This window comes from Pseudomonas sp. NPDC089547 (genome assembly GCF_050280665.1).
Classification (GTDB): Bacteria; Pseudomonadota; Gammaproteobacteria; order Pseudomonadales; family Pseudomonadaceae; genus Aquipseudomonas.
Map to the genome: position 1 here is coordinate 25,376 of NZ_JBNNVS010000051.1, position 11,076 is coordinate 36,451.

Consider the following 11,076-nt stretch of genomic DNA (forward strand, 5'->3'; position numbering starts at 1 on the left):
GCGCAATCCTGTGGGAGCGGGCGAGCCCGCGAAGGGCCGCAAAGCGGCCCCAATCAATGCCCCATCAACCAGTGCTGGTGCGGCCCTGGCATGGTCCAGATACCAAACAGCATCACCAGCAACCCGCCAGCCACCCGCACGCTGCGCCGCCTCAACAAGGCATTCACCCTCTGCGCCGCCAACCCGGTGGCCAGCAGCACCGGCCAGGTCCCCAGCCCGAACGCCAGCATCAACGCCGCGCTGTACCCGGCGTTGCCCTGGCTGGCCGCCCACAGCAGGGTGCTGTACACCAGCCCGCACGGCAGCCACCCCCACAGCGCCCCCAGCAGCAACGCCCGGGGTAGGCTGGACACTGGCAACAAGCGCGAGGCCACCGGCTGGATGTGCCGCCACAGCCCACGCCCCAGGGCTTCGATGCGGGTCAGCCCGCTCCACCAGCCGGCCAGGTACAGGCCCATGGCAATCAACAGCAGCGCCGCCACAACCCGCAGTGCCAGCGCTGCCGGGCTGCTGGCCACGGCCCAGCCGGCCAGGCCCAGCAACAGGCCGGCGCAGGCATAGCTGAGAATGCGCCCGAGGTTGTAAGCCATCAGCAGGCGCAGGCGCTTGCCACGTTGTTCGGGCGGGATGGCCAGGGTCAGCGCGCCCATCAGGCCGCCGCACATGCCCAGGCAGTGGCCGCCGCCAAGCAGGCCAAGTACCAGTGCCGAGCCAATCAGGGGAAGCAGGTCAGGCACGGGGCGGTGGTTCCTTGTCGGCGTCGGCCGGGGGTTCGTCAGGCTTCACCGCCGCCTGGTGGCGTGGGTCCTGGTCGTCGAACAGGATGCTGTGGGCGGGCCCTTCCAGGTCGTCGTACTGACCACTGTCCACCGCCCAGAAGAAGATGTACACGGCCACACCGACCAGCAGCAGGGCTGCGGGGATCATGACATAGAGTGCGGGCATGGCGACTTCCTCCCGGTAAGGGATGCTTCGGCTTTCGGCAAGACGGATGCGGGGGGCATGCGGGTCAGGCGCAGGGCATTGAGCACCACGATCAGCGAGCTGACCGACATGCCGATGGCTGCCCACACCGGGGTGATCCAGCCGAGCGCGGCAAATGGCAACATCAGGCCATTATACAGGGACGCCCACAGCAGGTTCTCGAGGATGTTGCGGCGGGTGCGGCCGGCCAGGTCGAAGGCCTGCACCAGCGCCTGCAAACGGTTGGACAGCAGCACGGCGTCGGCGCTGGTCTTGGCAAGGTCGGTGGCGCTGCCCATGGCGATGCTGATGTCGGCGGCGGCCAGTACCGGAACGTCGTTGACCCCGTCACCCAGCATCAGCACCTTGCGCCCGGCTGCCTGCAAGGCTTTCAGCCGGTCCAGCTTGTCGTCCGGGCGCAGGCCGCCGATTGCCTGGTCGATACCCAGTTGCGCGGCCACTTCGGCAACCATCGGCGAGCTGTCGCCCGACAGCAGCAGGGTGCGCCAGCCACGGGCCTTGCAGGCGGCGAGCAGGGCCGGGGCGTCGTCGCGCAGGCGATCGTCCAGGCCGAACCAGGCCAGCGGCCCTTGGCGGTCGCCCAGCAGCAGCCACTGGCCGCGTGGTTCCGGTACGCCGGGGATTTCCGCGCCGCTCAGGGCACAGACGAAGGTAGCCTGGCCGATGCGCAGGCGTTGGCCGCCCACCAGCCCTTCCAGGCCTAGCCCAGGCACGGTCTGCACATCGTCCGCTGGCGTGGCGGTGCGGCCAAAGGCGCGGGCGATGGGGTGTTCGGAGCGGTTTTCCAGGGCGGCGGCCAGGGCCTGGCAGCGGTCGGCGGGCAGGCTGCCGAGCGGGCGGATGCTGCGCAACGTCAGGCGGCCTTCGGTGAGGGTGCCGGTCTTGTCGAAAATGACGGTGTCGATCTGGTTGAGGCCTTCCAGCACATGGCCTCGGGTTATCAGCAGGCCCAGCTTGTGCAGGGTGCCGGTAGCGGCTGTAAGCGCCGTCGGCGTGGCCAGCGACAGCGCGCAGGGGCAGGTGGCGACCAGCATCGCCAGCACTATCCAGAATGCCCGTGCAGGGTCCAGGTACCACCACCACAGGCCGATGGCCACTGCAGCCAGCAACGAGAACAGCAGGAACCACTGCGAGGCCCGGTCGGCGATTTCGGCCAGGCGCGGCTTTTCGGTCTGGGCGCGCTCCAGCAGGCGGACGATGGCCGAAAGGCGCGAATCGTGGCCCAGCGCTTCGATTTCCACGTTCAGCGTGCTTTCGACGTTCAGCGTGCCGCCGGTGACCCGCTCACCCACCCGGCGCGGTTGTGGCAGGTATTCGCCGGTCAGCAGCGACTCGTCCACGCTGGAGCGGCCCTCGACAATGCGCCCGTCCGCGGGGATCACGGCGCCCGGCAGCACTTGCACCGTGTCGCCGCACTGCAGCTCGCTGAGCAGGATGCGTTCGCTGCGGCCGATGCTATCCAGGCGCAGGCATGAGGCCGGCAGCAGGTTGACCAGCTGCGCCGTGGCCGCAGCCGTGCGTTCGCGGGCGCGGCGCTCCAGGTAGCGGCCAGTGAGCAGGAACAGGGCGAACATGCCCACCGTGTCGAAATACAGCTCGCCGCTACCGGTGATGGCGGTCCAGATGCCGGCACCGAAGGCCAGGGCGATGGCCAGTGACACTGAAACGTCCATGGTCAGGTGGCGGGTACGCAGGTCGCGTGCAGCGCCTTTGAAGAACGGCGCGCAGCTGTAGAACACGATCGGGATGGTGAGGAACAGCGCCACCCAGCGCAGGATGGTGTGCAGCTCGGGTGACAGGTCGATGTTGAATTCTGGCCAGGTGGCCATGGTCGCCATCATCGCCTGGAACCACAGCAGCCCGGCCACGCCCAGGCGGCGCAGGGCACTGCGGTTCTCCTGGGCCAACTGCTCGGCGGCCTTGTCGGGTTGGTACGGGTGGGCGGCGTAGCCGATCTGGCGCAGTTCGGCGAGCAGGCGCGAAAGCGGCAGTTGCTTGTCGTCCCAACTCAGCAGCAGGCGGTGGTTGGACAGGTTCAGGCGCGCTTCGGCAACGCCGGGCAGGTTGCGCAGGTGTTTCTCGATCAGCCAGCCACAGGCGGCGCAGCTGATGCCCTCGACCAGCAGGGTGGTTTCGGCCAGTTCGCCCTGGTGGCGGACGAAGGTTTGCTGCACATCGCTGCGGTCGTACAGGGCCAGCTCGTCTTGCAGCTGTTTGGGCAGGGCTTCGGGGTTGGCGCTGGTGTCGCTGCGGTGCTGGTAGTAGTGCTCCAGGCCACCGGCGACGATCGACTCGGCCACCGCCTGGCAGCCAGGGCAGCAGAACTGCCGGGGCTCGCCGAGGACCACGGCGGTAAAGCGGCTGCCGGCGGGGACGGGCAGGGCGCAGTGGTAGCAGGGGGTGGGTTGGGTCATCACATCATTGCCTTACACATATCGGCCGGCTGACGCGCCGCCCTGTAGGAGCGGCCTTGTGTCGCGAAAGGGCTGCGCAGCAGCCCCAGCAATTCATGCTGCGAAGCTGAGATCCTGGGGCCGCTTCGCGCCCCTTTCGCGACACAAGGCCGCTCCTACAAGTGCTCGGCGCCTTGGATGGCTTCGTCACCCAGCTGCAAGGTCACGCCATGCTCCACTTTTTCCTCTTCAAACAAGCGCCACACCTGGCCACCTTCGCTGCCCAGCAATTCAACGAAGCGCCGGCCATCAACCTTGTCTTCCAGTTGCCCCACATAGCGCCCTGCATCGACCCGACTCAGCAGCACCTTGCGGTCCTTGTCCGGCTGGGTAGGCGAAATCAGGTTCAGCTCCAGGCTTTGCGGGCCACTGCTGCCGCTCAGGCGCAAGTCCACTTCGCCGGTCAGCTCGTCCAGGTGCACGCTGGCCTTCAGGCCCAGTTGCTGGGCCAGCAGTTCGCGGTCCAGCGAGCGGTTGATGCCTTTGCCTGCCTCGTAGTAATTGTCGTTCACCAGGTTGTCCGGGTTGTTCACGGCAATGCTGACCATGGTCAGGCTAAGGCACACCGAGGTGGTGAGGATGCCGATGATGATCCAGGGCCAGAGGTGCTTGTACCAGGGGCTGGCGGCGGTGGCAGGCATTGTGCGTTATCTCTCTTAGCGGATCTGTGGGCCAATGAAGCGGCTCTTGGCTTCAACCTGGGCGTCGCTGTCATCGGCGCTCTTGAGGATGAAGGTGATTTCGTTGGTGGTCGAGGGCAGTTTCTCGGGCGCGACCGACAGCTGCACCGGCAGGCTGACGATATCACCGGCAGCCACGCGGATCTCGCGCTGGCCTTCAAGCTTGAGGTCCGGCAAGCCGGCGGCGTCCAGCACGTAGACGTGGTCGCGCTGGTCCTTGTTCATTACCTTCAGGCTGTACACGTTCTCGATCCGGCCCTGGGCGTTCTCGCGGTACAGCACCCGGTCCTTGCTGACGTCGAAGCCGACCAGCGAACGGGTGGCGAAGGCGGTGGCCAGGCCGATGATCATCACCAGCAGCACAACGGCGTATCCGATCAGGCGCGGGCGCAGCATGTGGGTTTTCTGCCCGGACAGGTTGTGCTCGGTGGTGTAGCTGATCAGCCCTTTGGGGTAGTTCATCTTGTCCATGATGTTGTCGCAGGCATCGATGCACGCGGCGCAGCCGATGCACTCGATCTGCAGGCCGTCACGGATGTCGATGCCGGTGGGGCAGACTTGCACGCACAGGGTGCAGTCGATGCAGTCACCCAGGCCTTGGGCTTTGTAGTCGGCATCTTTTTTACGAGGGCCACGGGTTTCGCCACGGCGCGGGTCGTAGGACACGATCAGCGTGTCCTTGTCGAACATCACGCTCTGGAAGCGTGCGTAAGGGCACATGTACACGCACACCTGCTCGCGCAGCCAGCCGGCATTGCCGTAGGTGGCCAGGGTGAAGAAGCCGACCCAGAAGTAGGCCCAGCCATCGGCCTGGCCTGTGAAGAACTCGATGACCAGTTCACGGATGGGCGAGAAATAGCCGACAAAGGTCATGCCGGTGACAAAGCCGATCACCAGCCACAGGCTGTGCTTGGCGAACTTGCGCAGGAACTTGTTGCCGCTCATGGGGGCTTTGTCGAGCTTGATGCGCTGGTTGCGGTCGCCTTCGGTGACCTTTTCGCACCACATGAAAATCCACGTCCACACGCTTTGCGGGCAGGTGTAGCCACACCACACCCGGCCGGCGAACACGGTGATGAAGAACAGGCCGAAGGCGGCGACGATCAGGATGCCCGACAGCAGGATGAAGTCCTGCGGCCAGATGGTGGCGCCGAAGATGTAGAATTTGCGTTCGGGCAGGTTCCACCACACAGCCTGGTGGCCACCCCAGTTCAGCCACACGGTGCCGAAGTACAGCAGGAACAGGACTGCGCCGCCCACCATGCGCAGGCGGCGGAACAGGCCGGTGAAGGCGCGGGTGTAGATCTTTTCACGGGAGGCGTAGAGGTCGACGGAATCCTTCCCTTTGCTGGCAGGCGGGGTGACGTCATGTACCGGAATTTGCTTGCTCATCATCAAGTCCCACGGCAGTGGAGAAACGCCGCGGCCAGTGCGTGCCGGCCGCAGTCTCGCGCAATCTGCTAGCGCTCTACGGTCCATGATACGCCGCTGATGGCGGTATGGGATCGCGATGCGACCTTTTGTCGCGTTGGGTTCGTGGTGTGAATCGTGTTATGGCGGGTGTCAATTGATCCAGGTCATCAGGTGGTGCATTTGCTGGCCTCTTCGCGGGTAAACCCGCTCCCACAGGTACTGCACAGCTCCCGAGGCAAGTGCAGTACCTGTGGGAGCGGGCGCGCCCGCGAAGAGGCCTGGCCTGCCTTACTCGGCCTTGGCCTGTTCCTGGTCCTTGTGCGACAGGCTGTAAACATAAGCCGCCAGCAGGTGCACCTTGTCATTACCCTGCAACTGTTCCTGAGCCGGCATCTGGCCCTGGCGACCATAACGGATGGTCTGTTGCAGCTGCGCAAAGCTGGACCCGTAGATAAACGCCTGCGGGTGAGTCAGGTTCGGTGCGCCCATGGCTGGGGTACCTTTGCCTTCCGGCCCGTGGCAGGCCACGCAGTTGGCAGCGAAGATCTTCTGCCCGTTCTCGGCATCGGCCTTGACGCCTTCCGGCAGCGTGCGGCCATCGAGCTTGCTGACCACGAACGCTGCCACGTCAGCCACGCCCTGATCACCGATCACCTCGGCCCAGGCCGGCATCACCCCGTGACGGCCGCCCATGATGGTGGTCTTGATGGTGTCCGGCTCGCCGCCCCAGCGCCAGTCGTTGTCGGTGAGGTTAGGGAAGCCGAAGGCACCCTTGGCGTCCGAACCGTGGCACACCGAGCAGTTGGAGGCGAACAGCCGTGCGCCCATCTTCAGCGCCTGCGGGTCCTTGGCCACGTCCTCGATGGGCATGGCGGCGAACTTGGCGAAGATCGGCCCGAAGCGGGCGTCGGCCTTGGCCATTTCCTTTTCCCACTCGTGCACGCCGGTCCAGCCTGGTTGGCCGTTGGAAAACTCGGTCTGCTTGTCGGTGTCCAGGTACGAGTAGCCCGGCAGGATGCCTTTCCAGTTGCCCAGGCCCGGGTACAGCACCAGGTAGCCAAGGGCGAAGATGATGGTGCCGACGAACAGCCAGAACCACCATTTCGGCAGTGGGTTGTCGTATTCCTCGATGCCATCGAAGGCATGCCCGACGGTTTCGTCGGTAACCTCTTCGCGCTGGCCCTTGCGGGTGGACAGCAGCAGCCAGGTCAACGAGAAAATGGTGCCCAGGGTCAGGACGGTAACGTACAGACTCCAGAAGGTTGTCATTGTTGTTTGCTCCCAGAAGCTTTTGCTTGCTCGACGTGCTGGCAGGCGGAGGGGTCATCCGCGAAGGGCAGTTGGGTCGCTTCGTCGAAGTCCTTTTTACGCCGTGGGTTGAACACCCACAGCGCCAGGCCCACGAAGGCCACCATCACCACGACGGTGCCCAGGCCGCGAATCATCCCGATATCCATCAGCGTCACCGTTTGCTTTTGATGATGGTGCCAAGACCCTGCAGGTACGCGACGAGGGCGTCCATTTCGGTCTTGCCCTTGACCGCGTCACGGGCGCCGGCAATGTCGGCATCGGTGTACGGGGTACCGAGTGTGCGCAGCACTTCCAGCTTCTTGGCGGTGTCCTTGCCGTCGAGCTTGTTCTCGACCAGCCATGGGTAGGACGGCATCTTCGATTCCGGCACCACGTTGCGCGGGTTGTACAGGTGTGCACGGTGCCAGTCATCGGAGTAGCGGCCGCCCACGCGGGCCAGGTCTGGCCCGGTACGCTTGGAGCCCCACAGGAACGGGTGGTCCCACACGCTTTCGCCAGCTACCGAATAGTGGCCGTAGCGCTCGGTTTCGGCGCGGAACGGGCGGATCATCTGCGAGTGGCAGCCTACGCAGCCTTCGCGGATGTAGATATCGCGGCCTTCCACTTCCAGCGCGGTGCGCGGCTTCATGCCTTCAACGGGTTTGTTGGTGACGTCCTGGAAAAACAGCGGGACGATCTGGGTCAGGCCACCGACGCTCACGGCGATGACCATGAAGAAGGCCAGCAGGCCTATGTTCTTCTCGACGGCTTCATGCTTCATCAGTGCGCTCCCACAACAACGATCTTGGCGGCTTCCTCAGCCTGTGCCGGGTTGGCGGCACGTACGGTACGGAACACGTTGTAGGCCATCAGCAACATGCCGCTGGCGAAGAACGCACCGCCCAGGGCGCGGACGATATAGCCAGGGTGGCTGGCTTGCAGGGCTTCGACGAAGGAGTAGGTGAGGGTGCCGTCATCGTTGATGGCGCGCCACATCAGGCCTTGGGTAATGCCGTTGACCCACATCGAGGCGATGTACAGCACGGTACCGATGGTGGCCAGCCAGAAGTGCGCGTTGATCAGGCCAACGCTGTGCATCTGCTCGCGGCCATAGAGTTTCGGGATCATGTGGTACACGGCGCCGATCGAGATCATCGCCACCCAGCCGAGGGCGCCGGCGTGCACGTGGCCGATGGTCCAGTCGGTGTAGTGCGACAGCGAGTTCACGGTCTTGATGGCCATCATCGGGCCTTCGAAGGTGGACATGCCGTAGAACGCCAGGGATACGACCAAAAAGCGCAGGATCGGGTCGGTACGCAGTTTGTGCCAGGCGCCCGACAGGGTCATCATGCCGTTGATCATGCCGCCCCAGCTCGGTGCCAGCAGGATGATCGACATCACCATGCCCAGCGACTGCGCCCAGTCGGGCAGGGCGGTGTAGTGCAGGTGGTGCGGGCCGGCCCAGATGTACAGGGTGATCAGCGCCCAGAAGTGCACGATCGACAGGCGATACGAGTAGATCGGCCGCTCGGCCTGCTTGGGCACGAAGTAGTACATCATCCCCAGGAAGCCGGTGGTGAGGAAGAAGCCTACGGCGTTATGGCCGTACCACCACTGGATCATCGCGTCGGTGGCGCCGGCATAGGCCGAGTACGACTTGAACAGGCTCACCGGCAGCGAGATGTGGTTGACGATGTGCAGCATCGCGGTAACCACGATGAACGCGCCGTAGAACCAGTTGCCGACATAGATGTGCTTGGTCTTGCGCTTGACGATGGTGCCGAAGAACACCAGCCCGTAGGTAACCCAGACGATGGCCAGCAGGATTGCCAGCGGCCATTCGAGCTCGGCGTACTCCTTGGTGGTGGTGTAGCCCATCGGCAGGGTGATCAGCGCGCCGACGATCACTGCCTGCCAACCCCAGAAGGTGAAGGCGGCCATGCTGTCGGAGATCAGCCGGGTCTGGCAGGTGCGCTGCACCACGTAGTAGCTGGTGCCGAACAGCGCACAGCCCCCGAAGGCGAAGATCACCAGGTTGGTGTGCAGCGGGCGCAGGCGACCGAAGCTGGTCCAGGGCAGGTCCAGGTTCAGTTGTGGCCACACCAGCTGCGAGGCGATGAAGACGCCGAGGCCCATGCCAAGGATCCCCCAGACCACCGTCATGATGGCGAACTGGCGGACGACCTTATAGTTATAAGCAGTCGGACTGATTGCTGTGCTCATGCTAAGGTTCCACGGTTTTGATGTTCTTGTTGGTCGAAAAATCGGCGCCAGTATTGATAACCACCCGGGTTACCGCAACGCAACTTTGGTACGCCGACCCGTGTCCGGGCCCGTTCACTGATGTCCCGCAGTGATCGGGTACGAACGATTGTACACAAATAAATATCTGTAATGTGTACCGTTTTTCACCTTTTTCTGATCGATCGGTCAAGCTTTTTATCGGGACGGCGACAGGCTATGCGCCGCGTCTGCATCGGTGCTTTCGCAGCGATGCCCACTGTGGCAACAAGCTTAGTTCTGTTCGGAGGGGGTGCAAGGGAGGGAGTACGGCGGGGAAGAGCTGGGGCTGCTCTGCAGCCCTTTCGCGACACAAGGCCGCTCCTACAGAGGGAGCGCGGTCTCTTGTAGGAGCGGCCTTGTGTCGCGATGGGCCGCAAAGCGGCCCCGAGGTACTACTTGGAGGTCACGGTTTCAGCGGCGCCATCCTGCGACAGGCTATACACATACGCCGCCAACAGGTGCACCTTGTCGTTGCCCTGAATCTCGGCCTGCGCCGGCATCTGCCCCTGGCGACCATAGCGAATGGTCTGCTGCAACTGGGCAAAGCTGGAGCCATAGATGAACGCCTGCGGATGGGTCAGGTCTGGCGCGCCCATGGCCGGGGTGCCTTTGCCTTCCGGCCCGTGGCAGGCCACGCAGTTGGCAGCGAAGATCTCCTTGCCCTTGACCACATCGGCCTTGGCGCCTTCCGGCAGGGTGCGGCCGTCCATGCTGGTCAGCACGAATGCGGCCACATCGGCCACACCCTGATCACCGATCACCTCGGCCCAGGCCGGCATCACGCCGTGGCGGCCGTTCATGATCGAAGCCTTGATGGTTTCCGCATCGCCCCCCCAGCGCCAATCCTTGTCGGTGAGGTTGGGGAAGCCGAAGGCGCCCTTGGCGTCCGAGCCGTGGCACATCGAGCAGTTGGAGGCAAACAGGCGGCCGCCCATCTTCAGCGCTTGCGGGTCCTTGGCCACTTCTTCCACCGGCATGGCCGCGTACTTGGCGAAGATCGGGCCGAACCTGGCATCGGCCTTGTCCATTTCCTTCTGCCATTCGTTGGCGCCGGTCCAGCCATTTTCATAACCCGGCAGGATGCCTTTCCAGTTGCCCAGGCCCGGGTAGAGGATCAGATAGCCGACCGAGAACACCAGGGTGCCGACGAACAGCCAGAACCACCACTTGGGCAGCGGGTTGTCGTACTCCTCGATGCCGTCGAAGCTGTGGCCCATGGTTTGATCGGTGGTGTTCTTGCTCTCGCCCTTGCGGGTGGCGAGCAACAGCCAGGTCAGGCCAATCAGGCTACCGATGGTCAGTACGCTGATGTACGTACTCCAGAAGGTGGTCATTGCCCGTTACTCCTTTTTCCAGCAGGTTCCTGCCCGGCAGGGGGCAGGCGGTCGTCGACGAAGGGCAGCAGGCGCGCTTCGGCGAAATCACGGTCGCGGCGGCGGTTGAACACCCACAGCGAGAGGCCGATGAAGGCGATCATCACCACCAGGGTGCCCAGGCCGCGGATCATGCCGATGTCCAGTTCCATCGCACTCACCTCTTGTTCTTGATCGCGGTGCCAAGCACCTGCAGGTAGGCAACCAGCGCATCCATCTCGGTCTTGCCCTTGACCGCGTCGCGGGCGCCGTCAATGTCGGCGTCGGTGTACGGCACGCCCAGGGTGCGCAAGGTGCGCATCTTGGTGTCGGTGTGGCTGTTGTCGACCTGCTGGGCCACCAGCCACGGGTACGACGGCATCTTCGACTCCGGTACCACGTTGCGCGGGTTGTACAGGTGCGCGCGGTGCCAGTCGTCCGAGTAGCGCCCACCGACGCGGGCCAGGTCTGGCCCGGTGCGTTTGGAACCCCACAGGAACGGGTGGTCCCATACGCTTTCACCGGCCACCGAGTAGTGGCCGTAGCGCTCGGTTTCGGCGCGGAACGGGCGGATCATCTGCGAGTGGCAGCCCACGCAGCCTTCGCGGATGTAAATGTCGC

At 64.3% G+C, this 11,076-nt stretch carries 12 protein-coding genes; all 12 read right to left on the reverse strand.

The genetic code is table 11. From position 1 onward, the window contains the following. Nucleotides 1–53: 53 nt before the first annotated feature. Nucleotides 54–737 carry a sulfite exporter TauE/SafE family protein gene (locus ACQKPZ_RS24330; protein ID WP_427543122.1) on the reverse strand — a complete coding sequence of 228 codons (684 nt, stop codon included), beginning with the start codon at nucleotides 735–737 and terminating at the stop codon, nucleotides 54–56. After that, complete coding sequence (ccoS, locus tag ACQKPZ_RS24335) at nucleotides 730–945, reverse strand: cbb3-type cytochrome oxidase assembly protein CcoS (protein WP_427543125.1); 216 nt, start codon at nucleotides 943–945, stop codon at nucleotides 730–732. Before ccoS ends, ACQKPZ_RS24330 begins: the two co-directional genes overlap by 8 nt. Next, the gene (locus ACQKPZ_RS24340) at nucleotides 924–3,398 is read right to left on the reverse strand and encodes a heavy metal translocating P-type ATPase (protein WP_427543128.1); all 2,475 of its coding nucleotides are present in this window, start codon (nucleotides 3,396–3,398) and stop codon (nucleotides 924–926) included. Before ACQKPZ_RS24340 ends, ccoS begins: the two co-directional genes overlap by 22 nt. A 155-nt stretch (nucleotides 3,399–3,553) precedes the next feature. After that, nucleotides 3,554–4,078, reverse strand: a complete 525-nt coding sequence (locus ACQKPZ_RS24345) for a FixH family protein (RefSeq protein WP_427543131.1) — start codon at nucleotides 4,076–4,078, stop codon at nucleotides 3,554–3,556. A 15-nt stretch (nucleotides 4,079–4,093) separates the two neighbouring features. Continuing rightward, the gene (gene ccoG, locus ACQKPZ_RS24350; protein ID WP_427543134.1) at nucleotides 4,094–5,509 is read right to left on the reverse strand and encodes a cytochrome c oxidase accessory protein CcoG; all 1,416 of its coding nucleotides are present in this window, start codon (nucleotides 5,507–5,509) and stop codon (nucleotides 4,094–4,096) included. A gap of 309 nt (nucleotides 5,510–5,818) precedes the next feature. Next, nucleotides 5,819–6,799, reverse strand: a complete 981-nt coding sequence (ccoP, locus tag ACQKPZ_RS24355) for a cytochrome-c oxidase, cbb3-type subunit III (RefSeq protein ID WP_427543137.1) — start codon at nucleotides 6,797–6,799, stop codon at nucleotides 5,819–5,821. Continuing rightward, a complete protein-coding gene (locus ACQKPZ_RS24360) occupies nucleotides 6,796–6,987 on the reverse strand; it encodes a cbb3-type cytochrome oxidase subunit 3 (RefSeq protein WP_313201875.1) in 192 nt (63 codons plus the stop codon). The genes ccoP (ACQKPZ_RS24355) and ACQKPZ_RS24360 overlap by 4 nt, the downstream gene beginning before the upstream one ends. Before the next feature lie 5 nt (nucleotides 6,988–6,992). Then, a complete protein-coding gene (gene ccoO, locus ACQKPZ_RS24365) occupies nucleotides 6,993–7,601 on the reverse strand; it encodes a cytochrome-c oxidase, cbb3-type subunit II (protein WP_027921277.1) in 609 nt (202 codons plus the stop codon). Then, nucleotides 7,601–9,043 (reverse strand): cytochrome-c oxidase, cbb3-type subunit I, encoded by a 1,443-nt coding sequence (ccoN, locus tag ACQKPZ_RS24370; protein ID WP_012273407.1) that lies wholly within the window; start codon nucleotides 9,041–9,043, stop codon nucleotides 7,601–7,603. The genes ccoO (ACQKPZ_RS24365) and ccoN overlap by 1 nt, the downstream gene beginning before the upstream one ends. A 452-nt stretch (nucleotides 9,044–9,495) precedes the next feature. Then, entirely contained in the window at nucleotides 9,496–10,437 is a 942-nt protein-coding gene (gene ccoP / locus ACQKPZ_RS24375) for a cytochrome-c oxidase, cbb3-type subunit III (protein WP_427543140.1), read from the reverse strand. After that, nucleotides 10,434–10,628, reverse strand: coding sequence for a cbb3-type cytochrome oxidase subunit 3 (locus ACQKPZ_RS24380; protein ID WP_403200596.1), 195 nt, complete (start codon nucleotides 10,626–10,628; stop codon nucleotides 10,434–10,436). Before ACQKPZ_RS24380 ends, ccoP (ACQKPZ_RS24375) begins: the two co-directional genes overlap by 4 nt. A 5-nt stretch (nucleotides 10,629–10,633) precedes the next feature. Further along, nucleotides 10,634–11,076: cytochrome-c oxidase, cbb3-type subunit II (ccoO, locus tag ACQKPZ_RS24385; RefSeq protein WP_427543143.1), on the reverse strand; the 443-nt coding region annotated here is incomplete at its 5' end.

What these genes read in the sequence shown, in the direction of transcription:
- ccoS (WP_427543125.1), bottom strand. Translation starts at nt 945, where the DNA reads ATGCCCGCACTCTATGTCATGATCCCCGCAGCCCTGCTGCTGGTCGGT.
- ACQKPZ_RS24340 (WP_427543128.1), bottom strand. Translation starts at nt 3,398, where the DNA reads ATGACCCAACCCACCCCCTGCTACCACTGCGCCCTGCCCGTCCCCGCC.
- ACQKPZ_RS24345 (WP_427543131.1), bottom strand. Translation starts at nt 4,078, where the DNA reads ATGCCTGCCACCGCCGCCAGCCCCTGGTACAAGCACCTCTGGCCCTGG.
- ccoG (WP_427543134.1), bottom strand. Translation starts at nt 5,509, where the DNA reads ATGAGCAAGCAAATTCCGGTACATGACGTCACCCCGCCTGCCAGCAAA.
- ccoP (WP_427543137.1), bottom strand. Translation starts at nt 6,799, where the DNA reads ATGACAACCTTCTGGAGTCTGTACGTTACCGTCCTGACCCTGGGCACC.
- ACQKPZ_RS24360 (WP_313201875.1), bottom strand. Translation starts at nt 6,987, where the DNA reads ATGGATATCGGGATGATTCGCGGCCTGGGCACCGTCGTGGTGATGGTG.
- ccoO (WP_027921277.1), bottom strand. Translation starts at nt 7,601, where the DNA reads ATGAAGCATGAAGCCGTCGAGAAGAACATAGGCCTGCTGGCCTTCTTC.
- ccoN (WP_012273407.1), bottom strand. Translation starts at nt 9,043, where the DNA reads ATGAGCACAGCAATCAGTCCGACTGCTTATAACTATAAGGTCGTCCGC.
- ccoP (WP_427543140.1), bottom strand. Translation starts at nt 10,437, where the DNA reads ATGACCACCTTCTGGAGTACGTACATCAGCGTACTGACCATCGGTAGC.
- ACQKPZ_RS24380 (WP_403200596.1), bottom strand. Translation starts at nt 10,628, where the DNA reads ATGGAACTGGACATCGGCATGATCCGCGGCCTGGGCACCCTGGTGGTG.